Source organism: Argonema antarcticum A004/B2 (genome assembly GCF_023333585.1).
In the GTDB taxonomy this organism is placed as follows: Bacteria; Cyanobacteriota; Cyanobacteriia; order Cyanobacteriales; family Aerosakkonemataceae; genus Argonema; species Argonema antarcticum.
This window is the reverse complement of the sequence record NZ_JAIQZN010000105.1, coordinates 1-24519: the sequence shown is the minus strand read 5'-3', so window position 1 is coordinate 24519 and position 24519 is coordinate 1. Positions and strand designations below refer to the sequence as shown.

General features: G+C 45.4%; 24 protein-coding genes and 1 pseudogene. 8 read left to right on the top strand and 17 right to left on the bottom strand.

Annotated features, from left to right (window positions below; all coding sequences use genetic code 11):
* Window positions 1-45: 45 nt before the first annotated feature.
* From LAY57_RS29815 to LAY57_RS29790, 6 genes are all read right to left on the bottom strand, one after another.
* Window positions 46-1122: a DUF262 domain-containing protein gene (locus LAY57_RS29815; protein WP_249070811.1), complete on the bottom strand. Its 1077-nt coding sequence runs from the start codon at window positions 1120-1122 to the stop codon at window positions 46-48.
* Window positions 1123-1161: 39 nt separating this feature from the next.
* On the bottom strand, window positions 1162-1431 hold the full coding sequence (locus LAY57_RS29810; RefSeq protein ID WP_249070810.1) for a type II toxin-antitoxin system RelE family toxin: 270 nt from the start codon (window positions 1429-1431) through the stop codon (window positions 1162-1164).
* Window positions 1428-1646 (bottom strand): hypothetical protein, encoded by a 219-nt coding sequence (locus tag LAY57_RS29805; protein WP_249070809.1) that lies wholly within the window; start codon window positions 1644-1646, stop codon window positions 1428-1430. Before LAY57_RS29805 ends, LAY57_RS29810 begins: the two co-directional genes overlap by 4 nt.
* Window positions 1647-1855: 209 nt before the next feature.
* Complete coding sequence (locus LAY57_RS29800; protein ID WP_249070808.1) at window positions 1856-3493, bottom strand: acetolactate synthase large subunit; 1638 nt, start codon at window positions 3491-3493, stop codon at window positions 1856-1858.
* Between the two features lie 28 nt (window positions 3494-3521).
* The gene (locus LAY57_RS29795) at window positions 3522-3719 is read right to left on the bottom strand and encodes a DUF2283 domain-containing protein (RefSeq protein ID WP_249070806.1); all 198 of its coding nucleotides are present in this window, start codon (window positions 3717-3719) and stop codon (window positions 3522-3524) included.
* Window positions 3716-5083, bottom strand: a complete 1368-nt coding sequence (locus tag LAY57_RS29790; protein WP_249070805.1) for an NAD-dependent succinate-semialdehyde dehydrogenase — start codon at window positions 5081-5083, stop codon at window positions 3716-3718. The genes LAY57_RS29795 and LAY57_RS29790 overlap by 4 nt, the downstream gene beginning before the upstream one ends.
* A 667-nt stretch (window positions 5084-5750) precedes the next feature.
* Here LAY57_RS29790 and LAY57_RS29785 point away from each other — a divergent pair.
* A complete protein-coding gene (locus LAY57_RS29785; RefSeq protein WP_249070804.1) occupies window positions 5751-6182 on the top strand; it encodes a response regulator in 432 nt (143 codons plus the stop codon).
* On the opposite strand, the pseudogene LAY57_RS29780 reads toward LAY57_RS29785, so the two are convergent.
* Window positions 6145-6474, bottom strand: a pseudogene (locus LAY57_RS29780) (Na-translocating system protein MpsC family protein); the annotation flags it as partial. The gene LAY57_RS29785 and the pseudogene LAY57_RS29780 sit on opposite strands and share 38 nt — an antisense overlap.
* Before the next feature lie 907 nt (window positions 6475-7381).
* On the opposite strand from LAY57_RS29780, the gene LAY57_RS29775 reads away from it, so the two are divergent.
* Entirely contained in the window at window positions 7382-7786 is a 405-nt protein-coding gene (locus tag LAY57_RS29775) for a response regulator (protein ID WP_249070802.1), read from the top strand.
* A gap of 7 nt (window positions 7787-7793) precedes the next feature.
* On the opposite strand, the gene LAY57_RS29770 is transcribed toward LAY57_RS29775, so the two are convergent.
* The 3 genes from LAY57_RS29770 to LAY57_RS29760 all read right to left on the bottom strand — a co-directional run bounded on the left by LAY57_RS29770 (window position 7794) and on the right by LAY57_RS29760 (window position 10788).
* Window positions 7794-8189 (bottom strand): Na-translocating system protein MpsC family protein, encoded by a 396-nt coding sequence (locus LAY57_RS29770; RefSeq protein WP_249070801.1) that lies wholly within the window; start codon window positions 8187-8189, stop codon window positions 7794-7796.
* Window positions 8190-8456: 267 nt separating this feature from the next.
* Window positions 8457-9503, bottom strand: a complete 1047-nt coding sequence (locus LAY57_RS29765) for a zinc-dependent dehydrogenase (protein WP_249070800.1) — start codon at window positions 9501-9503, stop codon at window positions 8457-8459.
* A gap of 928 nt (window positions 9504-10431) precedes the next feature.
* A complete protein-coding gene (locus LAY57_RS29760) occupies window positions 10432-10788 on the bottom strand; it encodes a hypothetical protein (protein WP_249070799.1) in 357 nt (118 codons plus the stop codon).
* A gap of 308 nt (window positions 10789-11096) precedes the next feature.
* Between LAY57_RS29760 and hetR the strand changes: the two genes are divergently transcribed.
* On the top strand, window positions 11097-11996 hold the full coding sequence (hetR, locus tag LAY57_RS29755; RefSeq protein WP_249070798.1) for a heterocyst differentiation master regulator HetR: 900 nt from the start codon (window positions 11097-11099) through the stop codon (window positions 11994-11996).
* Between the two features lie 358 nt (window positions 11997-12354).
* Window positions 12355-13983, top strand: coding sequence for a YcjF family protein (locus LAY57_RS29750; protein WP_249070797.1), 1629 nt, complete (start codon window positions 12355-12357; stop codon window positions 13981-13983).
* A gap of 184 nt (window positions 13984-14167) precedes the next feature.
* On the opposite strand, the gene LAY57_RS29745 is transcribed toward LAY57_RS29750, so the two are convergent.
* Entirely contained in the window at window positions 14168-15145 is a 978-nt protein-coding gene (locus LAY57_RS29745) for a putative 2-dehydropantoate 2-reductase (protein WP_249070796.1), read from the bottom strand.
* Between the two features lie 110 nt (window positions 15146-15255).
* On the opposite strand from LAY57_RS29745, the gene LAY57_RS29740 reads away from it, so the two are divergent.
* Entirely contained in the window at window positions 15256-16230 is a 975-nt protein-coding gene (locus LAY57_RS29740; RefSeq protein WP_249070795.1) for a phosphoribulokinase, read from the top strand.
* Here the strand turns inward: LAY57_RS29740 and LAY57_RS29735 are convergent.
* Both LAY57_RS29735 and LAY57_RS29730 read right to left on the bottom strand, forming a co-directional pair.
* On the bottom strand, window positions 16227-16433 hold the full coding sequence (locus LAY57_RS29735) for a hypothetical protein (protein ID WP_249070794.1): 207 nt from the start codon (window positions 16431-16433) through the stop codon (window positions 16227-16229). The two genes, LAY57_RS29740 and LAY57_RS29735, sit on opposite strands and share 4 nt — an antisense overlap.
* 150 nt (window positions 16434-16583) lie before the next feature.
* Entirely contained in the window at window positions 16584-17138 is a 555-nt protein-coding gene (locus LAY57_RS29730; RefSeq protein WP_249070793.1) for a Uma2 family endonuclease, read from the bottom strand.
* 122 nt (window positions 17139-17260) lie between these two features.
* Between LAY57_RS29730 and LAY57_RS29725 the strand changes: the two genes are divergently transcribed.
* Window positions 17261-17440, top strand: coding sequence for a DUF433 domain-containing protein (locus LAY57_RS29725; RefSeq protein WP_249070792.1), 180 nt, complete (start codon window positions 17261-17263; stop codon window positions 17438-17440).
* Window positions 17441-17490: 50 nt separating this feature from the next.
* Here LAY57_RS29725 and LAY57_RS29720 read toward each other — a convergent pair whose 3' ends face one another.
* The gene (locus LAY57_RS29720) at window positions 17491-17808 is read right to left on the bottom strand and encodes an antibiotic biosynthesis monooxygenase family protein (RefSeq protein ID WP_249070791.1); all 318 of its coding nucleotides are present in this window, start codon (window positions 17806-17808) and stop codon (window positions 17491-17493) included.
* Window positions 17809-18089: 281 nt separating this feature from the next.
* On the opposite strand from LAY57_RS29720, the gene LAY57_RS29715 reads away from it, so the two are divergent.
* Entirely contained in the window at window positions 18090-19070 is a 981-nt protein-coding gene (locus tag LAY57_RS29715) for an ABC transporter ATP-binding protein (RefSeq protein ID WP_249070790.1), read from the top strand.
* Between the two features lie 119 nt (window positions 19071-19189).
* Here LAY57_RS29715 and LAY57_RS29710 read toward each other — a convergent pair whose 3' ends face one another.
* The 3 genes from LAY57_RS29710 to LAY57_RS29700 all read right to left on the bottom strand — a co-directional run bounded on the left by LAY57_RS29710 (window position 19190) and on the right by LAY57_RS29700 (window position 23691).
* A complete protein-coding gene (locus LAY57_RS29710; RefSeq protein WP_249070789.1) occupies window positions 19190-19336 on the bottom strand; it encodes a hypothetical protein in 147 nt (48 codons plus the stop codon).
* Window positions 19337-19368: 32 nt separating this feature from the next.
* Complete coding sequence (locus LAY57_RS29705) at window positions 19369-21999, bottom strand: PAS domain S-box protein (RefSeq protein WP_249070788.1); 2631 nt, start codon at window positions 21997-21999, stop codon at window positions 19369-19371.
* Window positions 22000-22233: 234 nt separating this feature from the next.
* On the bottom strand, window positions 22234-23691 hold the full coding sequence (locus LAY57_RS29700; protein ID WP_249070787.1) for a glycoside hydrolase family 13 protein: 1458 nt from the start codon (window positions 23689-23691) through the stop codon (window positions 22234-22236).
* Between the two features lie 294 nt (window positions 23692-23985).
* On the opposite strand from LAY57_RS29700, the gene LAY57_RS29695 reads away from it, so the two are divergent.
* Window positions 23986-24459 (top strand): N-acetylmuramoyl-L-alanine amidase, encoded by a 474-nt coding sequence (locus LAY57_RS29695; RefSeq protein ID WP_249070786.1) that lies wholly within the window; start codon window positions 23986-23988, stop codon window positions 24457-24459.
* Window positions 24460-24519 lie beyond the last annotated feature (60 nt).

Here is a 24519-nt window from a genome sequence, read left to right as displayed (position 1 = left end):
GACCTTATTATCAGCGAGGTCGAAGAGCCGAAAAGCTTATTCAGTCTACTTTTGAGCTATAGTTGTCGCCCCTTCAGATGCCTTTATGATAAACGGAAGTGCAATGGCGATCCCTCCAAGTTTTATCAGTGTTATCAAGGAATGTATGGCAAAGTTCTCGCGTTCATGTTTGCCAAAAAAACTGGATAGATGCTCAAAACTTCTCGAAAGTGATGTTGTAAAGGATTTGATGAAATCAATGGAAGTTTCTTTTGATAGATTTTTGTTTATTTTATCAAGAGCATTGATTTCCCCAAGTGAATTAAAATAGACTTTTAAGGTATAAAGTAAAACATCGTCTTCATCAGAAATGTTGTATTCAATTGAAGAGATTGATTTATAGATTTTTTCAAAACGATTCTTGATTTCTTCTATCAGCGCATTTTGATCGTCATTGCCATACAGATGCACGTTGTACATAAATTTAGCTTTGACAATTTCCAGATTAGAGGGTTGCTTCCCTCTATCATTCTGGAATATAAACATCTGAATGGCTTCAGATTCGTTTTTAACAGGATGAGTGGTACAAGTTGATTCGCTAATTATAGAGAGCATTTTTGTCAGATATTCTTCAGGTTTGCTCGATAGTTGTTGCTTGAAGAAATCAAATGCTCTAACAATACGGCGTGCAGATTCTGTATCGAGACAATTATGATCGCACTTCGTTTGTTCGATTACATAGTCGATGAATAACTGATTGTCGTAATCCACCGTAGAAAAACGTATAGCACTGCGCCGTTTCACCATGTCTTCATAACAGATTTCTTCATCCTCGCTCAGATTTCTGATAGTTTTCAGCTTTGTAAAAAAAGCCGACAAAAAGATAACAATGGTTGTAAGGCGCTGTTGCCCGTCTATTACATAAAATTCTTGATTTTTTTCCTCAAAAATAAAGTGCCCAAAATAATAAGGACTATCTGCATTACTTTTACTGTATTCTTCCAAGTCTGACAGAAAAACATCAATCTGAGTATTCGTGTTTGTCTTCTCAATGGGGGTATCCCATGAGTACGCACGCTGATAGGATGGTACAACTATTTTGTTACCAGCCATCATTTTTCTAATCGTTGTTGATGCTTCCATAATTCAAACCACCTTCAGTATGAACTACTATGATCTGGTCTATAATTGTTCGAGAATCATATCGTATTCTGCGTGAGAACCAACCCAGAACCAGATTACAGTGTCTTCATCTAATTGACCAACTACTCGATAGTCTCTGTTGATTCGTGCAGAATAAATTGGCAATTTGGGATGGACTTTCTTGAATCGCAAGCTGGGATAACTTGGATCTTGTTTGAATTGCCGATATGCCTCACGGGTTTGTTCCTGAACCTGCTCTGGTAGCTCAGCAAACATCTTACGAAATTGAGTAGTTGTACGAGATTTCACAATGTTTCTGGATCTAACTCTTGAGTTTGGCCTGCACGGTGTTCAGCCATCGCCTCGGCTGCAAGCTTAGCCAACAGATTTGGGGAACGCGCAAACGAATCATCCCAGCGACGCTCATCTTCAAGTTCGTCTAAGATCATCGTTGCGATCGCATCTTGCTCACTAGAAGGTAAAGTTTTCAATCGGGCGATCGCTCGTTCAAGTAACTCAGTCATAGCTACCACACTCTGACAATGAAAACGGTATCCTCTCCATTATCGCTGCTTGCAGGCAAGTTGAGTATAGTCCGAACACGCTCTTGGAATGCCGAAGCACTTTGCTATATCTAAAATAGTTCAGTTTCGCTTTCTTCAAAACAACCAGACGCCTGAAGTTGGGTTTAGCGATAGCTTAACCCAACCGACAGTCTACCGATCGATGACTATTAAATCGCGCAACTCAACTCACCAGCTTTTTGAGTAAAAAGGAGGTTTTCTCGATAGTCAACCGGGCAATCAATCACAGCAGGAACGTTTTGGGCGAGGGCTGTTTTGAGAATAGGAATGAAGTCGGCTGTAGATTCCACTCGGTATCCTTTTAGTCCCATACTTTCGGCAAATTTGACAAAATCTGGATTGCCAAATTTAACAAAAGCCGATTGACCTAATTGGTTTTCTTGTTTCCACTCAATCAAGCCGTAGCCACCATCATTAAAAATGATGGTAACAAAAGGAGTGCCGATACGGAGGGCAGTTTCCAGTTCTTGACAATTCATCATAAATCCCCCGTCGCCGGTGACAGCAACTACTTTCTTTTCGGGTGCGACTAACTTCGCTGCGATCGCACCTGGAATCGCAATTCCCATCGCTGCAAAGCCATTGGATATAATGCAAGTATTGGGTTCTTCGGAGTGATAGTGCCGCGCCATCCACATTTTGTGGGCACCAACATCGCAGATGACAATATCTTCCGATCGCATCACTTGCCGCAGATCGTATACTAGCTTTTGCGGCTTAATGGGAAAACCATCATCGTTAGCATATTTTTCATAATCTGCGCGAATATCATCTCGCAATTCCATCGCATAGGATTCTGGTTTGTCCTTGCGATCGGCCCGGTTCAAAATTTCATCCAGCGAATCCGAAATATCCCCTACAACTTCGGCGATGGGAATATAACTGCTATCAACTTCTGCATGAGTATCGCCAATATGGATAATCGGAATCTTGCCATCGGGATTCCACTTTTTGGGCGAATATTCAATCAAGTCGTAACCGATTGCAATTACCAAATCTGTATGATCGAACCCACAATTGATGTAATCTCGCAACTGCAATCCCACCGCCCACAACGCCAGCGGATGGGTGTAGGGAATCACACCTTTCGCCATAAAAGTATTCGCAACAGGAATATTCAGTTTGGTAGCAAATTCCGTCAAAGCTTGACTGGCGTTGCCTCGAATAGTTCCATTGCCGACTAAAATCAAGGGATTGGTAGCTTGAGAAATGAGTTCTGCCGCTTTCTCAATACTGCGAAACGAAGCAAAAGTTTTTTCCAAATTTCCCTTGCTGAGTGGTTCTCCCGTTACCTCCATCGCGGCAATGTTTTCCGGCACATCGATATGAACTGCCCCTGGTTTTTCTGTCTGAGCAATTTTAAATGCTTTGCGAACCACTTCTGGTGCAATGCTGGGTCTGACAATCTGGGCGTTCCATTTAGTTACCGGGGCAAACATGGCGACCAAATCGAGATATTGGTGAGATTCTTTGTGCATCCGGTCTGTTCCCACTTGCCCGGTAATTGCGACAAGGGGCGCACCATCTAAGTTAGCATCAGCGACACCAGTCATCAAGTTGGTGGCACCTGGCCCCAGCGTAGAAAGACACACTCCAGCTTGTCCTGTCAAACGACCGTAGACATCCGCCATGAAGGCGGCACCTTGTTCATGACGGGTAGTGATAAATTGAATGGATGAATGTCTGATCGCTTCTAGGACATGAAGATTTTCTTCTCCTGGCAATCCAAAAATGTACTTTACGCCTTCGTTTTCCAGACAACGAACCAACAGTTCGGCTGTGTTCATCTCACTTTCCTCTGAATTGTATATAGTTTTATTCTTTGACAAGAACCTGGATTTCCGGTATTTTTTCTACAACCTTTGATGCTGACAAAATCTCAAAGCGAACGATAGCGTCATCATAGCCAATATCTAAAATAACGTTAGGGTAAACTTCGTCGCTTTCTTTAATGGGAACTTCGCGCAGTGTAATTGTCATGGAATCAGTTTCTTGGTCATAGGTTACTTTCATTTCACCCAAACGGTTTTAATGTTTACAAATTCATGAATTCCTTGAACACCCAGTTCTCGTCCGTATCCAGAACGTTTGATGCCTCCAAAAGGCAGACGCGGATCGGATTTTACTAGGCTGTTGATAAATACTGCACCCGCTTCTAGTTCCGAAATTAAACGATCGCGTTCTTTCTCTACTGTAGTCCAGGCACTGGCTCCCAGTCCAAAAGGAATTGCATTAGCGCGTGCGATCGCCTCGTCAATATTCGCTACCCTGAATAAGAGTGCCACTGGGCCAAAAAACTCTTCGCTCTCGGCTGGGCTGCCCGGTACGAAGTCTGTCAAAATTGTCGCAGGATAAAAGTTTCCCGGACGATCGGACAAAGGTTTTCCACCAGTAAGCACTTTTGCTCCTTTTTCAAGACACTCTTGTACTAGCCTATCTAGATCTTGAAGGATATCTGGGGTAGCCAGGGGGCCAAGATCTGTTTCTGGATTCATGGGATCGCCAATTTTTAAGGCTTGGAATTTGGCTAGGAAACGTTTTTCAAATTCATCTGCGATCGCTTCGTGTAAGATAAAGCGTTTCGCCGCAATGCAAGATTGTCCGTTATTCAACATCCGCGCCGCCACACCAGTCGAAACCGCAGCTTCCAAATCAGCACTTTCCAGGACAATATACGGATCGCTTCCACCCAATTCCAGGAGAGTTTTTTTAATATGTTTACCCGCAGCAGCGGCGAGAGACGCACCAGCTGCCTCGCTGCCAGTCAGGGTGGCAGCTTTGACGCGATCGTCGGCAATTATACCAGCAACTTTGTCAGACCCCACCAACAAGGTTTGAAACACTCCGGCCCGAAAACCAGCTTGTTTCATAATCTCCTCAATTGCCAAAGCACACTGAGGCACGTTGGATGCGTGTTTGAGCAATCCTACATTCCCCGCCATCAGTCCTGGTGCGGCAAACCGAAATACTTGCCAAAAGGGGAAATTCCAGGGCATGACGGCTAAAATGGCACCTAGCGGCTCGTATCGGACAAAGCTTTGGCTGGCGTCGGTGGCAGCCGGGACATCGGCCAGAAATTCGGCAGCCCGATCGGCGTAGTATCGACATACCAAGGCACATTTTTCAACTTCCGCGATCGCAGCCTTAATCGGCTTACCCATCTCCAGCGTCATGATTTTGGCAAAATTTTCGCGATCTCGCTCTAAAATTCGAGCTGCTTCATTCATCCACTCGGCTCTTTGTCCTATTGTCGTCTTGCGGTAATCCACAAACGCCTTTTCTGCCAGATCCAGTTTCGCTTCTATTTCCGCTTCCGTCAGCGGCTCAAAGCTTTGAAGCGTTTCTCCCGTTGCCGGGTTTATCGTGGCGATACCCATTGTTTCGATCTCCAGTTCCACAAATAGATTGGGGTAGCCCCTGAGACTTCCCGCCTCACCTACCGAGCTACCCGCGTAATTATGTCGGTTTTAGATTCAAATTCTCATTCAAAATCTAAGATGATTCGATCCCCATCTACTATTATTGTTTCACACTCGGTTTAAATTGGTAGCCCATCCCTGCCATCCTGGTCTTGCCAAGACCAGGATTAGGCCAAAAATCTTGTCCCTCATCCAAGCGCTTTGCCGCTATAAATGCGTCATTTTAAACTTTTGCCATCTCAATGTGGTAAGATTTAATAAAGAATTAAATATTTTTTGGCCTGAATTAATTTAGCTTACAGATATGTGCTGCTACCACTTTCCTGGAGCTACACTGCCTCTAAGCGAACGAGGAAGACCAAAAACTGTGGAATCAATGCGAGCCAATCCATTACAAGCGCCACCGCAGGTCCCCACCCCCCCTTTATTTGCTGCCGCCTCTATCCCCCCTCTAGCTTTGGGAGAAAAAAGAGCAGGCTTTAGTTAATGGGGAAGATAAGCAAAAATTCTTATTCGTGGGGATGTCAGAGTCACAAATTGTCATTAGTGCCGCTTGGTGAATGCCTCGTCCACTCTTTTTCAGAGAACAATCTCCCTGATTTACAGTTTCCCCTGAAAACAGAGCATGGATGATATGCAACTCTCCTTGAATAATACTCTCTCGCCTAATGCTTCCCGCCCAGTAATTTTGGTTGTGGATGACAATGAAGACAACTTACTGCTGGTTTCCCTGGCTGTTGAACAATTCTTGAATTGCTCCCCAATCGTTGCCGCAGATGGCGAAACAGCTATATCGTTAGCTCAGCTTTACCGCCCCGATATAATCTTGTTGGATATTGTTCTGCCTGACTTGAATGGTTTTGAGGTGATCGATCGCCTCAAGCAACATTGGCAAACAAAAACAATTCCCGTGGTAGCAGTCACAGCTTTAGCAAGAGAAGAAGAATGCGATCGCATTTTGGCCGCCGGTTGCGACGGCTACCTCAGCAAACCGTATATGCTTGACGACCTAGAAAAAGTCATTTATCGTTATCTACGCACACCATGTCTGGTTTGACTTGGGGTGGGACAGCGACATCGCTAAATCTAGGCGAGACATCCAAAACGGCGATAATGCCGGTACGACCAGTTTCTATGGTAGTAGCGATCCGCAGGTCAACCACAGGTATGTGGAGAATTTCTTCAATTACCTGCACAAACTGTGGCTTAATGGCGGCGTCAACATTCGATCTTACTTGTTGGGCCAAATTTAGGCGATCGTTCTCCGCTAGAAGTTGTACAGGACGGGAGATCGCATTCTCCAAGACGATCGCCAGTTTGTTATCAAACAGCTGGCAAGTTACTTTCGCAGACTGATGTCCTTCCTACTAGATTGCGGTACAAATACTGGATGCGTTGCGAAAAAACTTGTTCTAAGCTAACACGCATCTAATTCGGATATTTCTAATCCGGCAATCAAACCTTCAATTCCTCTCCCACTCCCCCACTCCCCCACTCTCCCACTCCCGCTAAACATACAAATTAAATGCGTAGCAGCTTAGTTGCTGTCGTGTCAGCTTGGATCTCGGCTTATCCATAGACCTCACTTTAGGAACAGCGGCATAATGTTAGCTGTCTACTTTGAGCGTAACAGCCGACACAATTTCAAAAATGAACCAAAAGAAGTATTTACTAAACAGCGCAGACATCCGCCGCTATAATCTGGGCTACCGACTATACGGCGGGTAGTTTACTGCTATAACCATAAACTATGAACCAGAAACGATTATTTGATGTATAGCTAGGGACTAGGGGCTAAGAGTGCTAGGGACTAGGGGAAGAAGGGTTTAGAATCCGCCAACGTTTCAAGAATTAAGAATGTCTTAACCGCCCTGGCGGTTGCTATATTTGCAAGATTATCTTGATGGGAGATTATTTTCGGTCAAAATATTCATTTTTTGACTTTTTTAGACTAAAATATCTTGATTAGCTAGCATTACGAATGTCAGCAAACCCCGGCTGAAGCACGATGGCTTCAAGCATAATTCGGAAGTCTTCAGGCTTCAGAATAGCTGACCAGCTCACCCGCAAGAGTATGTTCATGCTTCATACTTTTACACGGGCCAATCCCTTTCAAGCGCCACACCCTCAGTCCCCCTTTTACCGAGAGAAGATAAGGACTAAACTTTGATCTTGCCGCTTGAGGAATGCCTCGTTCAATCTTACGCCGAAGCTTGCAACAACCAATCAAAAACTTTCCCTGAACAGAGAATGGATATGGAATTTTCTCTTGGCAGCAGCGATCGGCTTGTTGCCCAAAGGCCATTAGTTTTAGCTGTCGATGACAATGAAGATAATTTAGTGCTGATCGGTTTTACGCTGGAGCTGATTGGCTGCGCTTTCATCACTGCTGACACCGGCGAGACGGCTATAGCTTTAGCACAAAAATATCTGCCAGATCTCATCTTGCTTGATATTATGCTGCCCGACATTAACGGTATAGAGATTGTCACTCGTCTCAGGGAAGATACCCGCACAAAGAAGATTCCAATCATAGCAGTCACCGCGTTAGCAAGAGCAGAAGACCGGACAAACATTCTAGCGGCTGGTTGTAATGATTACATTACTAAGCCTTATGTAGTTGATGATTTGGAACTTATTCTCTGCCGCTATCTCAAATAAACAGGCTTTATTTCTGGCGCTTCGAGCTAGCAGAAGAATCGCGAACTTCAGGCTGCCTATCCAAAATAGCAATTGTTGCAGTACGGCCTGTATCCAATTTAGCATCGCTTAGCAAGTCAATTACGGCAACTCCCACAACTTCCTCAAGCAATTCCTTGAGTTGTGGTTGAATTGCCGCATTTAAATCCGATCGTACCTGTTCGGCCAACTCTTGTTGACCGCTGTTCACCAGAACTTGCTCAGGTTGGGTAACTGCATCCTCTAAAATTATGATAATTTTTGCATCCAAAATCTGACAAGTCACTTGACTGGGCTGATGGCCCAGCCGATCGCGATATAAAGCCTGGATACGCTGTGAGAGGGTTCGCTCTAATTGCCCACGGGTAGGGGCTGATTTTTCCATATCTATAGGTATATGCCAGAAGTTAGAGGAACAAAGAAATAATACGTACAGGATATCAGACTTTAGAAGGAGGAAAAGAAAAGCCAAGGAATAGCCATATCCTACCACAGCACTGTCCTACAGGCGCTGGAATAAGAAAGGGAATGATTTAGCTATAGCAGGAAAGCGCTTGGATGAGGTACAGGATTTTTAGCCCACTCTCCCACTCTCCCACTCTCCCACTCTTCCAAATGCTGTATCTCACTAACTTAAAAACTACTAGATAGGTCAAGGGTAAATCAAAATCTTGTAGGTTTCCGGGTTTGGCGCGATCGCTTGTTCCACAGCTTGAGCTAGATTTTTAAGAGGATAGCGATCGCTAATCAAAGCATCCACATCAATTCGCCGATTGAACACAATATCAGTTGCCAGAGATTGAACCCGGTACGAAGAACTATAACTGCCCATCAAGTCAATTTCGCGACGATAGAGGATATTGGGATTGATGGGAATTTCCACCTCATCGGGGAACTCAGCAAAAAACAGAATTTTGCCACCCTTGCGCGTGCAATCGAGTGCTTGGAAAAAAGCTTTTTCGCTGGGAACAGCTAGGAGAGTAGTATCAACCCCCATACCTCCCGTCAGTGCTTTTAGTTTGGCCGGTAACTCTGGGTCGCGGGCATCAAACGCAGCTTCTGCCCCCACAGCCAGGGCTTTCTCGATTCGGGATGGCAGGAGGTCTGTAGCTATAGCCCTAGCTCCAAAATATTTTACCAACATCACGAACATCAGACCGATCGGCCCAGCACCAGTCACCAGCACAGTTTGACCCGGACTAACTTGAGCTTTTTTAACCGCCTTAAGGCAACAGTTAGTAGGCTCAACAAAACTAGCCTGCTCAAAAGTCACCTCATCTGGAATCGAAATCAATCCACCATTGCGAACAATGTGACCCGGAACCTTTACATATTCCGCAAAGCCGCCACCGCTGGGAGCAAACCCAGCCGTTGTAGTGATGTTCTTGTAAACATTGCACATCGAGAAATTGTCATTCAGACAGTATTCGCAGTGCATACAGGGGATGTGGTGCATCACCACAACTCGCTGTCCCACCTGAATGTTTTTGACTCCATCTCCCACAGCCGAAATAACACCAGCAGTTTCGTGTCCGAAGATGCGCGGTGGTTCGTAAAGCGGATAGCGAATCTTTTTGATATCTGACTGGCACAAACCGACCACCCGCACCTGTACCAGCACCTCATCCGCTTCCAGTTGCGGTATTGGCACCTCTTCGTAGCTCAGCTGGTTGACGCCTCTAAATACCTGTGCTTTCATACCTATCCTTACTTTTGCCCACCGATATTAAACTTTACCATTTTGCTGCCCTGTAGGGCACATTGCGTAAGGATTGCGGCAGTGGCAGGTTCTGAATGTGGAAAAGATTAGTAGATCTGCTACCAGTGTAAAGCCGGACAGTAGAACCGTTGAGGGGGAGTAGGGGTCACGGAAGTATTTCTCTGTATTTCTCCCCCCTTTTTGACTTCTTCGAGGGAGGTTGGACGGGGGTGCGGTGATATGTATTTGGTTGGCATAAAGAGTCCCCCTTGTCCTCCTAAGCTGCTTATACATTCTCATCTCATTTCTCTGTTGAAATGCGTAATTCATAGAGTTTAAAACTGAGTTAAATCAGTACGTAAAAACCGATCTAAGTTTTCAGCTAAACGAATTTTAGGATAACTGCTGAAAATTTGTCCTGATGAGAAATCTGAGTGTCTGTAAGAGGAATTAGAGACGCAGACACAACGATTTTTTATGGTACATCAGAGTTCTACTATTTGGATGAGTTTATTCTTGGTTCTCTTCACTCCTATTTCCCAAGACCTTGGGAATCGCTCAACCAAGACTTTGGATTTTAACAGTTCGGAACAATTTGTATCCCAAAGACTCCCTTTGGATCGAAACTTCATAGCTGATGCAAATTGCCATCGAGGCAGCGGCAGAATGGGTTGTAGATAATTTGCTTTGTTCCGCTGTAAAGCTCTGATTGTTCACAAAGCGATCGCGGTTGATATCCTTTACTTTACAGACAGCCAAGCCTGAAAACTTATCCACTTTTATGCAGCGAAGCCTGTCAAATCAGCAGATATCGATAGGCGATCGCAATTTTTCTTAGCCTTAGCTACAAAAATGGCTCTTTCGGAGTGGTTATGCTTTTGTTGAAAAAAATAACATTTTTATTCCTCTGCTTCTCTGCTCAAATAGCTTAGAGAGCCAACCTGAAAGCCGCTGTTAGCCCCTCAAGGTAAGGGGTGCGGTGATATGTAGGATATGTAGTTGGTTGGCTTAAAGTGTCCCCCTTGCCCCCTTGTCCTCCTTGTCCCCCCTGTCCTCCCTGTCCTCCTTGTCCTCCTTGTCCTCCTTGTCCTCCTTGTCCTCCTTGTCCCCCCTGTCCTCCCTGTCCTCCTTGTCCTCCTTGTCCTCCTTGTCCTCCTTGTCCTCCCTGTCCTCCTTGTCCTCCTTGTCCTCCTTGTCCCCCCTGTCCTCCTTGTCCCCCCTGTCCTCCTTGTCCCCCCTGTCCTCCTTGTCCCCCTTGTCCCCCTTGTCCCCCTTGTCCCCCCATCACAAATTTTGACCACACCCCAAAAGGGGGGTTGGGGAGAGATCTGGGTAAGTCATTTAGCCGATGAGTGGGCTTACTCCCCCTAGATGGGCTAAATTTTGGAAAGCAGGGTTCGTCTTAAACTTGACTTAAAAGTCGTAAAACAAGAAATAATGAGTGCGGGAAAGCAATCATTTCATTTTTGCCGCATCGGTAGGCTTTAAGCTAAATGTGTTCTACAAATAGCTTGAAAGGTCTGGCTATCCGCAGCGTGAAATGATCGTCCGTGCCTCAAAATTTTGTATCACAATGATACCATCCCTACTAACATGAGCAATGACCTCGATCTGATCAAACGCCTCAGCCCTAGTGCAATGGATCAGATCATGCTTTATCTGGCCTTTAGTGCCATGAGAACGAGTGGGCATCGGCATGGGGCGTTTCTAGATGCAGCGGCGACAGCGGCAAAATGCGCCATTTACATGACCTATCTGGAGCAGGGCCAAAACCTGCGAATGACAGGTCATTTGCACCATATTGAGCCGAAACGGGTGAAGGCAATAGTTGAGGAAGTCAGAGAAGCTCTGACTGAAGGTAAGCTGTTGAAAATGCTGGGTTCTCAGGAGCCCCGCTATTTGATTCAGTTTCCTTATGTCTGGATGGAACAGTATCCGTGGATGCCAGGGCGATCGCGCATTTCCGGTACTAGCCTCACATCCGAGGAGAAACGGCAGATTGAGGAAAAACTACCCCCTCTTCTGCCGGACGCTCAACTGATCAACTCCTTTCAATTCATGGAATTGATCGAATTTCTTCACAACCGCTCTCAGGAAGATTTGCCACTGGAACGGCGAGTGCCTTTGAGTGAAGCTTTGGCAGAGCATATCAAGCGTCGCCTGATCTACGCCGGGACGGTGACGCGGATAGATTGTCCTTGGGGGCTGCCTTTCTACGCCCTCACCCGCGCTTCTTACTCGCCCTCAGACGATGAGGAGCGCACTTTCATCATGGTTGAGGATACGGCCAGGTATTTCCGTCTGATGAAAGGTTGGCAAGAGCGACAGCGCTATGTGATGAGACTTTTGGAGGAGTTGGATATTCCGCTCGATCGCGTCGATCGGGCCTTAGAGGAACTCGATGAGGTCATCCGCCAATGGGCCGATCGACATCACCGAGAAGGCGGAGAGCAGATGATTTTACAGATGGTTTTTGGCCCGAAAGACGACTGAGATTGAGGCTTAGTAGCCTTCAGCACGCCAGTACTGAAGCCGTAGTGATATAGGGTGCGATCTAATAAAACCAGATCTGGGCACCAGCCCAGATCGCCTCTAAGATAATCTAAGTTTTAAAATCTTTCGGTCTTGATAGCGCAGATTTAGACACCCAAAAAAGAAGTGAACGAAGGACTAGGGGCTAGGGGACGAAGGGTCTAGAATCAAGGATTTCAGGAATTCAGAACGTCATAACCGCCCTGGCAGTTGCTATAACTTACTCAAGCTGCGGGTGTAGGCTAGAATTTAGAGCCTTGGGCAACTCCTACTTGCACGGGCTTTGCCTCCAAACAGCAGAAAACTCCCTGCCAAGTTCATGCGTCTGTCTCGCCTTCTCCCGCTGGTTGCTAGCTTCACCGTACTCCTGGGGCTGGTAATTTGGCTAATTAGCTCTCTAACTCGCCTCTACAGCAATATAGCTTGGTCAGCGCCACCCCTGCTAGCCAATTTGCTGCTGTTTTTGCTGATTGTGCTGCTGGCAATGTTAATTGCCGCTTTCGGCTATTACGGAATGATGTTTTGGCAAGCGCAAAATAAGCCGCGCCGTCGCAAAATTAAACCGAAAGTCCCGGAAGCGAAAACGGAAGCAGCAGCAGAAACTCTTCGCGCTGTGCGAAAACAGGTGAAACAGATTCAGGATGAGGTGTCGCGACAAGCTTTACTCACGAGATCCCGCGAAATTGAGGCGACCCTATCTCGCGGTAACCTGCAAGTGGTAGTATTTGGCACGGGTTCGGCGGGTAAAACTTCCCTAGTGAATGCGCTGATGGGGAGAATGGTAGGACAGGTGAATGCGCCGATGGGTACGACGGAGGTGGGGGAAACTTATAATCTGAAGTTGAAAGGATTTGAACGGGAAATTCTGATTACGGATACGCCTGGGATTTTAGAAGCTGGGGTGGCGGGAACGGAACGGGAACAACTGGCGCGTCAGTTGGCGACGGAAGCTGATTTGTTGTTGTTTGTGGTAGATAATGATTTGCGAAGGTCGGAATACGAACCGTTACGCGCATTGGCAGAAATCGGTAAGCGCAGTCTCCTCGTTCTCAACAAAACTGACCTTTATACAGATGAAGATAAGGAAAGTATTCAGGCGCGACTGCGGGAACGAATCCGAGGGTTTATCGCTACATCGGATATAGTTGCGATCGCAGCTAATCCCAAACCTGTCAAACTGGAAAATGGCGATCTCTTCCAATCCGAACCAGACGTCATGCCTTTAATCCGCCGTCTGGCAATAGTTCTGCGGGCAGAGGGCGACGACTTGATGGCAGATAACATTTTACTGCAATCTCAACGTCTGGGAGAAGAGGCGCGGAAACTCATCGATGCTCAACGGCGGCGTCAAGCTGATAAAGTGGTGGAGCGATTTCAATGGATTGGTGCGGGTGTAATTGCTGTCACGCCTTTGCCAGTAGTAGATTTGCTGGCAACAGCGGCTGTTAATGCCCAAATGGTGGTAGAAATCGGCAAAATCTACGGCAGCGAACTGAATATGGAACGGGGAAGAGAGTTGGCGCTTTCACTGGGAAAAACCCTGGCAAGTTTAGGTATTGTTAAAGGTGCGATCGAATTACTTTCAAGGGCACTTCAGCTAAATCTCGCTACCTATTTAGTCGGTAAGGCAATTCAGGCTGTTACTGCTGCTTATATTACCAGAATTGCGGGTAAAAGTTTTATTGAATATTTTCGTCACGATCAAGATTGGGGCGATGGCGGTATTACCGAGGTGGTGCAGCGACAGTTTCAGCTAAACCGAAAAGATGAATTTGTCAAGGCATTTGTACAGGAAGCTATTGCTAAGGTAGTCAAACCATTGACAGACAACTCGCCACCGGAACCGGAAGAGGAAGAGGAGGAAGAGGAGTCAGAAAAAATCGAATTCAAGCCAGAATCTGAGTACGACGACTGGACTAATCCGTCTCCTAAGCGCGATGATTGGTAATCGCGAGCTTGGAAAAATAGACTAGATTGCCAAAGTTAATATACTTTATCTGATTCATCTGGGTTTATCTGTTTTTATCATTGGTTAAATTTTTACCACAGATGAAGACAGATGAACACAGATGAACACAGATAAGAGTTGGAATTTTTTAGATAATGCTACCGGATATCATATCTGGGATTAATTATCTAATATTTCTGGCATCAAGAAATTTCAGTTGCTGGTAAAGCATGGTAATTTTCGGTAAATCGACACCTTTTTGTTGAGCGAAACGTAATGGATTTCCGAACATTGTTTCTACTTCCAGCGGACGTTTTTCGTCATAGTCAATTTTCATGCTGGTTCGGTACGGCTTCATTTTCAGAGTGTAGTCTAGCATGAGTTCAACGAAGCTATTGGGGATAATGCGATTCTCCTGCGGAGACGCTGCGCGATCGCAACTTTTTGCCCCCGCTACCACTTCCCACATCAATTGTTCAACTAAAGCGCGGGTGTGAACATCCGCCATCAACTCATCGGTTCTAGCATTGAGAACTACAGAAAGTCCATTGTAGGGAATATTCCAGACTAATTTCTGCCAACGTGCTAGCAACAAATCTTCAGCTAACTTAATCGAAATACCTGCAAGTTCAAAATCACTGGCAATGTGACGCATTCGTTCCGTAATGCCACAAGATTGATAATTGGGTGCATATTCAGCTAACTTTATTTCGCCGTAATCGAGGTGGCGGATATGTCCTGGCCCCACTTTGTTGGAACACAGAAAGCACAACCCGCCCATAACCCGTTTTGAACCGACAATTTGGGCGACTTCATCTTCCACGCCCAATCCATTTTGTAGCAATAGAACGACACCATTATCTTTTACCACACTAGGCAAAAGTTTTGGCAGCAGATGATTTTGGGTGGTTTTGAGAGCGACAACTACTACATCGCAAGGCGGCATCTTTTCTACATCGTCGTAAGCTTTGACGTGGGGAAGTGTGAAGTCCCCTTGTTTTGACTCGACGATTAAGCCATACTTGTTTACATATTCGTAATCGTTGTGCAGCAGGAAGTGAACATCCAAACCTGCTTTTTGCAAGCAGCCACCGTAGAACCCGCCTAAAGCACCAGTACCAAGGATGGCGTAGGTGCGATCGCTAGAGGCAAATGACCCCATCAACTTTTCCTCAAACCGCTTTTAATCTTACACCAGTCATCTATTGATCCCCCAACCGTTTTAGAATTAAACCTATTAAGAATTTTTTGATCTTTCATAGAGCAGAAACCATGAGTTCTCGTCCCATTATCCTTGGCATCGTTGGCGATAGCGCCGCTGGTAAAACAACCCTAACCAAAGGCATTGCTCAGGTATTGGGGCCAGATAATGTCACGGTTATCTGTACCGATGATTACCACCGCTACGATCGCACTCAGCGTGCCGAACTCGGCATTACCGCCCTCCACCCCGACTGCAACTATATAGATATCATGCAGCAGCACCTCAGATTGCTGCGAGATGGAGAACCGATTCTCAAGCCAGTTTACAGTCACAAAACGGGTACGTTTGACCCGCCGCAGTACATCAAGCCCAGCAGATTTGTCATTATTGAGGGATTGCTCGGTTATTCAACTCGTTTAGCACGAGATTGCTACGATGTCAAGGTCTACTTAGCACCGCCGGAATCGCTGCGTGCAAACTGGAAGGTTAAGCGCGATACGATGAAGCGGGGCTACTCAGCGGAACAGGTTCTCGCTGAAATGGAAAAACGGGAACCAGACTCGGAACAGTTTATCCGTCCTCAGCGCCAGTGGGCAGATGTGGTGGTCAGTTTCTACCCGCCTAACGAAGCGTCTGGGGAAGACAGTTCGCATTTGAATGTGCGCTTGGTACTCAGACCTACGATTCCTCACCCGGGTTTTGCTGAGATTTTGGAGCAAACCAAAGTCGATTCGATGCAAGCAATTCGGCTGGAACTCGATCGCGATATGGGTAAACCTGTTGATGTTGTAGAAGTGGATAGTCACGCTACCAGCGAACAAGTCAGCAAGATAGAGAAGATGATCTGTAACGAAATACCCGACTTATTGCCCTTCTGTAGCCGAGAAGGCAACCCCGATATTGGCAGAATAACCGGGACAACTGGGGAAAGTCTCCAGAGTTACCCTCTGGCGGTGACACAGCTACTGATTGCTTATCACATGATCAAGGCTATTTACCTGGAATCTACCAAGACCCTCCCGCTAGAGGGTACTAGCGTTTAGATGGCTGGCCCTGCTACCCCCCTCAATCCCCCCGCAACGGGGGGAAGGTAAGAAATAAATCTTACTGTTTGCGGTACTTGGCTTTGGGGGGCGGGTTGCATTGGGCCGCGAAAGTCTAGCAGTTGAACGAGGAGTAAGTATGCGATCGCCAGAATTAGGGAAATCGCACCCGTGATAATTGCAATAATTTTTGAGCGATCCATCCGTTTCCTTGCAGTTTTACTTATATTTATAGCAACCGATGAAAGTCGGTTAGGACATTATGAATTGCTGAAGCGTTGGCGGATTCTAAACCCTTCTGACCCTAGTCCCTAGCAAGAAAGTCCCTAGCCCCTAGCTATAGTATCCCAAACTTACTCGAATTCAACAGGCCACAGTTCAGAAACAGGGACTTCCCAACCTGGAAATAGTTCTGGGACGGTAAGCAGATCTCCATTATTCAGTACTGCTGGATCGCCATTAGGACGGTAGATAGTTACAGTTTGTTTATCGGGGTCAATTAGTATTCCTACTTTTGCACCCATTTGTAGGAATGACTCGATTTTTTCTCGTAGCGGTTTGATGCGATCGCTTTGGGATTTAATCTCTACTATTAAGTCTGGAACTAACTCGCCAAAACCTCGTTTGCTGCGTTTGAGGCGATCGGCACTCACAAATGAAACATCCGGAGCAGTTAGATTTGAATTGGGCATAATAAACCCACCGCTGGAGTCAAACACCCTTCCCAATCTGCGAGGCTTCACCCACTCACGCAAGCGACTGCTGAACTCAACCCCAATTTCGCTCGATACAATATCTGATGGCCCCATGACGATAATCTTCCCATCTACCAGTTCGAGTTGGTAGTCCAGATGCTCCTCAGAGAGCTTTGTTTGCAATTGTTCTAGGTCTGCGACAGTTAGAGACATAGGACTAATCCTGGCTATATATGAGCCTATGCTATATCAACTTACAGGCAGAAGGCTTTGGCGTGAAGTACCGCAGGCATTTTCTAGCAAATTAGAATAAGATAACTTCCCAGGAGGTGAATATGTCAACTGCGATCGAGATCGGAAAGCTAATTGTCCAAACTCCAGAAACCTGTGGAGGTCGTCCTCGAATTGGGGGAACCAGGATTTCTGTCCAAAACATAGCCATAGATTACAAGGCGGGGATGACTCCAGAAGAAATCACCGACGCCAGACCGCACTTGACGTTAGCACAAGTTTAAGCTTATTATCATGCAAATAAAGATGCTATTGAGGCAGATATAGTAGCTTACTATGGGCAAAACTCAGAGCCAGAGTTAAACAAAATGCTTTGATAATGCTCCACAGTTGGAAATGGATCGTAGAAGTGGTGGAGTAGGGAGCGCCACTCTTGATATTTTGGCGATTGTCGAAATCCAACCGTATGGTCTTCTAATTGCTGCCAACGTACAAGCAGAATATAACGATTTGTAGTTTCTAGACATCGTTGAAGCTCATGGGAGATATAGCCTGACATAGAAACAATAATCCTTGAGGCTGTTTTGAATGCAGCTTCAAATTCTTCAGTCAAATGAGGTTTAACCTGAAGAATCGCAACTTCCAATATCATGGGTTGAAATGCTAGCTCAACATTGCTCAACTTATCACCAAACTCTAAATGCTGTCCTACGGATAGCTCTCAAACTGCTGTCCCCACAGATAACGTGAAGCAGCCCAACTATGTATTCAACATCACATTTGCTGGTTAAGCTCCTATTTTTTCAAAAATTATCTGTCATAGTCATGTTTTATAATACTCATCTGGTGAGTAATGCCAGACTTCTCAACTGACACAAAACCCGGCAAAATAGGAAATAATCACTCTCAGTTACCGCATATAGCCGAACTGATATGACTTTCGTTGAAGATACCCAAGAGGGAGCGATCGTACTTGCACGCGAACCAGTTGTGCAAACCTATAACCTGAGCAAGGTTTACCGCACTGGTTTCTGGCTCAATCAAAAAATCGAATCTCTCAAGAAATGCACCCTCAACGTCTATAAAGGCGAAACTTTTGGTCTTTTGGGGCAAAATGGAGCCGGGAAAACCACGCTGCTCAAAACGCTGCTGGGCATTGTGCGATCGACTTCCGGGCATGGGACAATTTTGGGAGAGCCGTTGGGCGATCGGGCCGTCAAGCAAAAAATCGGTTATCTGCCCGAAAATGCCTATTACTACGACAATTTAACCGGCTGGGAATTGTTGCAGATGACAGCAGGACTATTTGAAATCCCAGAATCCGTGCAAAAAGAGCGCATCCCCCAACTGCTGGATATGGTGGGACTTGCCCAATCTGCCGCCAAGAAAAAACAACTGCGTCAATATTCTAAAGGGATGGTGCAACGGATTGGTATGGCGCAAGCCCTAATCAACGACCCAGAATTGGTGTTTCTGGATGAGCCGATGTCTGGACTTGACCCGATGGGACGCTACCAAATCCGCGAGATTATTTTATCGCTCAAACAGCAAGGAAAGACGATTTTCTTCAACAGCCACGTCTTGTCCGATGTGGAGATGATTTGCGATCGCATCGCCATCCTCGCCCAAGGCGAACTGATTTGCATCGGCGCTTTAGACGATCTTCTCGGCACCACTGACTTCTACCACATCAAAGGCAAAGGCGGAAATCGGGAAGTTCTGGAAAAATGGATACCAGACTTAGAATTTGACCAAAGCGGTTGGAAAGGACATTTAGAAGGCGACCTCCAGGATTTTATCGCCAGCCTGCGCCTAATGGACGCCCAAATAACCTCTTTAAATCTAGCCCGTCCCTCACTGGAAGAGTTTTTCATGCAGGAACTGCAAAAGCGAGGTATTCGTGCCAGCAGTTGATTAGACATCTACAATGGCTCTATGCAACGCACCTTTAATTTCTGGAGAGGTCTATTGAACAAACAAAAGAGGAAGCGGTAAGATTTACAAGAGTCGATCGCTCTTAGTTGTATAGCAACCTATGAAAGTCGGCGATCGCTTATTTCGGCTGGCGAGTGGGTAGGTACTGGTAAATTGTAGGGGCGGGTTTTGCCATGATTCTTGTCCGTTAGCCACAAATTATCTGCTAAACCCGCCCCAAATGTCGCGCCCTGAAAGAAAATCATTTTAGTGTACCATGACTCGGCTGCAAGCCGCTTTATTTCGGCTGGCCAATTGGCAACTCAATCCTAAACTCAGTCCCTTTTCCGAGTGTAGAACAACACCGCAAATTACCGCGATGATTGTCCGTCACAATTTGATAGCTAGTTGCTAACCCCATACCTGTACCTTTCCCGACAGGTTTAGTAGTAAAAAATGGATTAAATATTTTTTCTTGAATCTCTGGACTCATCCCACAACCATTATCCTGAATGGATATCAAAACCTGATTTCCTAAATTGATAGAGGTAGTAATCGTAATCCAGCCAAGATAATCTGAACGTTCGGTTAACTTTAGGCTGCTTCGCCGTTGTTCGATCGCATCAATTGCATTGACTAACAAATTCAGAAACACCTGATTTAATAAACCACCATAACATTCAATTAAGGGTAAACTTCCATAGTTTTTGACCACAGAAATTTCGGTTTTTCCGGTCGAACTATTCAAGCGATTTTGTAAAATGATTAAGGTACTCTCGATATTTTCGTGAATATCTATTTCTTTTAAATCCGCTTCATCCAGGCGTGAAAATGTTCGCAGAGACTTAACAATATCACTGATGCGTATGGCTCCTGTTTTCATTGATGCTAGCAACTTAGAAAAATCAGCGATCAGATACTCAAGGTCAATATCTTCTGTAAAATCAGAGATTGCCTGGGGTGGAGTCGAATAATGCTCTTGGTAAAGGTGAATTAGCTCAATTAAGTCACTGGCATAATCAGCAGCGGGTTGAAGATTGCCATAAATAAAGCTCACGGGGTTATTAATTTCATGGGCAATTCCTGCTACTAACTGTCCCAAACTTGACATCTTTTCCGCTTGAATTAACTGAGTTTGAGTATTTTGCAACTTTTTGAGGGTTGCTGTTAATTCTTCAGATTGCAGCCGCAGTTGAATTTCTGATTGACGGACTGCTGCTTCCGCCTCTATCCGCTCTATTTCCGCACCCGCACGAGTGGCAAATATTCTTAAGATGGCTGACTGCATTTCTACATTTTGCACCATCGGTTTAGTATCTAAAACTACGATTAATCCCAAGGGATTTCCAGCAGTATCAATAATCTGCAAACCAGCATAACTTTGGGCTTGGAGGGTGACTAAATCATTATCTTCGGGAAAAAGGGTTTGAACTGAATTTGGGTATCGACATAAATCACCTTGAATATAAACATTGTTACAGGGTGTCCCGACTAAATTGTAAGTAAAATTATCACCAAAGTCATTTCCCGCCCAAAATGCTAGAGTTTTCGCGCTCACTTTTTCTGAGTTAACAAATTCAGCAATGAAAGCATAACGGACTTCTAATACTTGGGCGAGATATTGGACGCAACTTTTGAAAAATTCTTCACCAGTTTTTGCCGCTGTACCTTCAACGATTAAGCGGAGAGATTGTTCTTGATGTTTGCGATCGCTGATATCTCTAGCTACCCAAACAACTTTATCTTCAGACATGGGAGAAATACTAGCATCAAACCAGACTAAGCGATCGCCTATAGGTAATGAGTATTCCAACGGCATCAGGGATTGATTAATAATAGCTTTGTGAATAGTATTGAGGAAAAAATCTGCGGCATCTTGGGGGAGGACTTCGTGGAGAGTTTTGCCTAACATTGTATTTGAAGGTAAGTATAACAGGGGAGCAGAACTAGGAGCAATTTTTAGATAGCGTCCCTCTGAATTCAGCACAATAATGACATCTTGCATGGCATTAAATAGTGCCATTAATTCGGCTTGAGAGGCGGCTAACTCTATTTCAGCTTGTTTGCGATCGGTGATGTCTGTGGTAATGCCATCAATGCGAATCGGTTTTCCGGTTTCGTCATAAACCAGATAAGAGTTAACAGACAACCAGCGTACCTGTCCGTCGCGGCGAATAATGCGATATTCTGTTCTGGTTTTCCCCTTTTCTTTGAGTCTGGCGAAAACATTGGCAATGTTACTTTGATCGTCGGGATGAATGATTTCAAACCAGAAGTTAGGATTAGCAAAAAACTCTGCCACTGAGCAACCGAATATTTCTTCTACTGCGGAGTTAATGTAAATCGTCTCAAAAGTCTCCGGGTGAATTGACCACACTACTCCCTCAATGGAACTCAAAATGCTTTCCAGTCGTTGCTGAGATTCCCGTAATTGAGCTTGAGTTTGTTCTAATTCGCTGACAGGTTGGTGAACTTGCTGATTTAGCTGTTGTGTCAGTTCTCGGACTTGTGCCTCTGCTTGTTTGCGTTCTGTAATATCTCGCATCACGGATAGGTGCCGGTGGGGTAAAAAGTTGGCCGTCGCCGCATATTCCACTATGCGAATATCCCCATCGGCCCGCACTAAGCGGAACTCACCGCGCACTTTTTCTTGTTGCTGAAATTCTTGCCAAACTGCTTGGAAATTCAACCCCGGTTCCGCAAACTCAAAGATGCAGCGTCCCAGAAGTTCATCTCTCTCTAGACCAAATAATTCACAGGCGGCAGGGTTGACATCTAGGTAGCGCCCTTGGTCGTCTGCGATCGCCATCCCATCTAGGGCTGTTTCAAAAAGTGTCCGCAATTGACGATCTCTTAGGGACTGCTGGGCTGGATCTGCTTCATCAATTGGTTGATCCAGGCTAGGGTCGTAACCTAGTGAGGATGACATATACTATTAATTGGTTTATTATAAACTATTTATACACCAATCAAGTATATAGCAACCAGCAAAAGCCCTAATTGATTTGTGAACTAAACTTTTTTTTAACAACTCCGAAAGAGTTGTTATGCTTTTGTTCATAATTAAGAACATTTTTATTTCTTTTCTCCTCTGCCCCTCTGCCCCCCTTTTGAAGGGGGGTTGGGAGGATCTCCAATCAGGGAATCTGACTAACCGATTTACTTAACCTAAGATACAGCCACTCCGAGGTGGAAGATCCAATGTTAGTTGATTGGATTCTCCCTCATTGTTCCACGATACTTCGCCAGTACCATACAAAATTTGGCTAGGTTTAAATTGCAGATCTGTTACTTCAAAGCTGGCATTTGCGGGTGCAGTTCCGATGTTAACGGCAACAATTAATTCCTCAGATCCTAAAATGCGAGCGAACACATAAACCGTTCCCTCAGCATACAAAATTTGGTAGGAACCCGTGCGGAGAGCAGAGTATTTATGACGCAATCTTATGAGTTGCTGGTGATATTTTAAAACATCAAGTTCCCAGTGGGCTTCCATAGGAAAGCCGCGACGAGAGTCTGGATCTAACTTACCCGGTAAACCAACTTCATCGCCGTAGTAAATGCTGCTTGCACCGGGATAAGTTAGTAGCAGCAACGTTGCTAATTCAACACTGGCTTTGTCGCCTCCCGCAATGGAAATTAGACGTGCTGTATCGTGACTGGCTAGCAGATTAAGCTGGGTAAGCTGAATTTCCCAGGGGTATAATTCTAGTAGTTGAGCGATCTTTTCGCCGTATTGTTTGGCAAATAGGGGCGGGTAAGGATGGTAGGAACGATCTTGTACTTGTTCCATGTCAACGCGATCGCCTGCTGTAAATGCGATCGTCGGTGCGGCAAATAAGTAATTCATCACTCCATCAAATTGGGTGCCATCCAGCCATTCGCGGGAGTCTCCCCAGACTTCGCCGACGATGTAGGCTTCGGGGTTGACAGCTTTGACGCGATCGCGAAACTCCTGCCAAAACCCAGGTGCTTTAATCTCGAACGGCACATCTAAACGCCAACCATCAACCCCGAATTTAATCCAATATTCGGCAATCTCCATGATATATTCCCGCACTTCGGGATTCTCGTGATTGAACTCTGGCAGCGCCCGATTTCCACCCCAACCGATATAATTAGCAGGGAACTCACCATTGTAAGCAGATACCGGCCAGCCTTCAATTTTAAACCAATCCAACCAAGGAGAATGGGGGCCATTTTCCAAGATGTCGTGGAAAAAGAAAAAGCCGCGACTGGCGTGGTTAAACACCCCATCCAGAACAATCTTGATATTGCGTTGGTGGGCTGCATCTAGCAATTCTTTAAAAGCCGAATTTCCCCCCAACATCGGATCGACCAGGTAATAATCGTGAGTGTGGTAACGATGATTGCTAGCCGATTGAAAAATGGGGGTAAAATAAATCGCGTTAATCCCCAAATCCTGCAAATAATCCAGTTGTTCTATCACACCCCACAAATCGCCGCCCTTGTAGCCTTGCAGCGTTGGCATCTCGTCCCAGGCTTCCCAAGAGGCATTCTTCAACAGCCGCTTGTGAGGCTGCTTGCTTCTGGCGAAGCGATCTGGAAAAATTTGGTAGAAAACAGCGTGTTTGACCCAATCTGGAGTATTAATCTGCATAAATCACTTGCTAGCTCTTTATTGTCAAGGTACAGCTATTCGGAGCTTTCCGATTCCTACTTCTGATAGAAAACCTTCAAAGTTAGGGCTGCGATCGCGCAAAAACTTTCTCCCGATCGGATGGAGCAAGTATGGTATGACTATACCGTGTCGCCGGGATTCTCCGTGTCCCCATGTCACGATCGTCCCCAGAGCAGTTAAATGCAGCTTAGTGTAAGTAGTGCATTTAACACATAATATTTTTATATTATGTGTTAAATGCGATCGAAATTACTTCATTTAGAGGTCAATAAAATGTGGTTTGAAATTTTTGAAGATGGCACTGTATTTTTAATGTATGGCAATAAAGCGATTCAAAAATGGGATACCCAAATGCAGGTAGCGCAACTGCAAAAAATTCTCGATCCGAATGTCGCGAATAAGTTCAGCTTTGCCTCAAAAGACAAACCAAAACCATCGCTCATTGCGACTGATGAACTAGGGGACTTTGCCCCTAATTCACCCAGTACTTCAGCAGCAATTAAGCCTGAAGTAAAATGGGTGGCCTCGCCGAATTTTTCTAGCCGCAACGGCGAAAAAATCAAGCGGGTCATCAATCATTACACAAATGTGGCTAACGTAGCCAGCACAATTAGTTGGTATCAAAATTCTCAATCCCAGGTTTCCGCACACTATATTGTTGATAAAAACGGCACTATTTATCAAATGGTGGAAGACGCCGACAAGGCGTGGCACGCACATGGAGAGAATAAGTGCGATTCGTTGTGATGTAAAAATAGCCTAAAAGGGTTACATAGCATCACTTACAGGGATTAGACCCTGTAAAAC

Excerpts from the sequence above, each read along its gene's own strand:
- LAY57_RS29715 (WP_249070790.1), top strand. The coding sequence starts at position 18,090 with ATGACTTTCGTTGAAGATACCCAAGAGGGAGCGATCGTACTTGCACGC.
- LAY57_RS29760 (WP_249070799.1), bottom strand. The coding sequence starts at position 10,788 with ATGGGGGGACAAGGGGGACAAGGGGGACAAGGGGGACAAGGAGGACAG.
- LAY57_RS29770 (WP_249070801.1), bottom strand. The coding sequence starts at position 8,189 with ATGGAAAAATCAGCCCCTACCCGTGGGCAATTAGAGCGAACCCTCTCA.
- LAY57_RS29815 (WP_249070811.1), bottom strand. The coding sequence starts at position 1,122 with ATGGAAGCATCAACAACGATTAGAAAAATGATGGCTGGTAACAAAATA.
- LAY57_RS29790 (WP_249070805.1), bottom strand. The coding sequence starts at position 5,083 with ATGGGTATCGCCACGATAAACCCGGCAACGGGAGAAACGCTTCAAAGC.
- LAY57_RS29725 (WP_249070792.1), top strand. The coding sequence starts at position 17,261 with ATGTCAACTGCGATCGAGATCGGAAAGCTAATTGTCCAAACTCCAGAA.
- hetR (WP_249070798.1), top strand. The coding sequence starts at position 11,097 with ATGAGCAATGACCTCGATCTGATCAAACGCCTCAGCCCTAGTGCAATG.
- LAY57_RS29800 (WP_249070808.1), bottom strand. The coding sequence starts at position 3,493 with ATGAACACAGCCGAACTGTTGGTTCGTTGTCTGGAAAACGAAGGCGTA.
- LAY57_RS29700 (WP_249070787.1), bottom strand. The coding sequence starts at position 23,691 with ATGCAGATTAATACTCCAGATTGGGTCAAACACGCTGTTTTCTACCAA.
- LAY57_RS29765 (WP_249070800.1), bottom strand. The coding sequence starts at position 9,503 with ATGAAAGCACAGGTATTTAGAGGCGTCAACCAGCTGAGCTACGAAGAG.
- LAY57_RS29735 (WP_249070794.1), bottom strand. The coding sequence starts at position 16,433 with ATGGATCGCTCAAAAATTATTGCAATTATCACGGGTGCGATTTCCCTA.
- LAY57_RS29805 (WP_249070809.1), bottom strand. The coding sequence starts at position 1,646 with ATGACTGAGTTACTTGAACGAGCGATCGCCCGATTGAAAACTTTACCT.
- LAY57_RS29705 (WP_249070788.1), bottom strand. The coding sequence starts at position 21,999 with ATGTCATCCTCACTAGGTTACGACCCTAGCCTGGATCAACCAATTGAT.
- LAY57_RS29750 (WP_249070797.1), top strand. The coding sequence starts at position 12,355 with ATGCGTCTGTCTCGCCTTCTCCCGCTGGTTGCTAGCTTCACCGTACTC.
- LAY57_RS29745 (WP_249070796.1), bottom strand. The coding sequence starts at position 15,145 with ATGGGGTCATTTGCCTCTAGCGATCGCACCTACGCCATCCTTGGTACT.
- LAY57_RS29695 (WP_249070786.1), top strand. The coding sequence starts at position 23,986 with ATGTGGTTTGAAATTTTTGAAGATGGCACTGTATTTTTAATGTATGGC.
- LAY57_RS29775 (WP_249070802.1), top strand. The coding sequence starts at position 7,382 with ATGGAATTTTCTCTTGGCAGCAGCGATCGGCTTGTTGCCCAAAGGCCA.
- LAY57_RS29785 (WP_249070804.1), top strand. The coding sequence starts at position 5,751 with ATGGATGATATGCAACTCTCCTTGAATAATACTCTCTCGCCTAATGCT.
- LAY57_RS29740 (WP_249070795.1), top strand. The coding sequence starts at position 15,256 with ATGAGTTCTCGTCCCATTATCCTTGGCATCGTTGGCGATAGCGCCGCT.
- LAY57_RS29720 (WP_249070791.1), bottom strand. The coding sequence starts at position 17,808 with ATGATATTGGAAGTTGCGATTCTTCAGGTTAAACCTCATTTGACTGAA.
- LAY57_RS29795 (WP_249070806.1), bottom strand. The coding sequence starts at position 3,719 with ATGAAAGTAACCTATGACCAAGAAACTGATTCCATGACAATTACACTG.
- LAY57_RS29710 (WP_249070789.1), bottom strand. The coding sequence starts at position 19,336 with ATGATTTTCTTTCAGGGCGCGACATTTGGGGCGGGTTTAGCAGATAAT.
- LAY57_RS29730 (WP_249070793.1), bottom strand. The coding sequence starts at position 17,138 with ATGTCTCTAACTGTCGCAGACCTAGAACAATTGCAAACAAAGCTCTCT.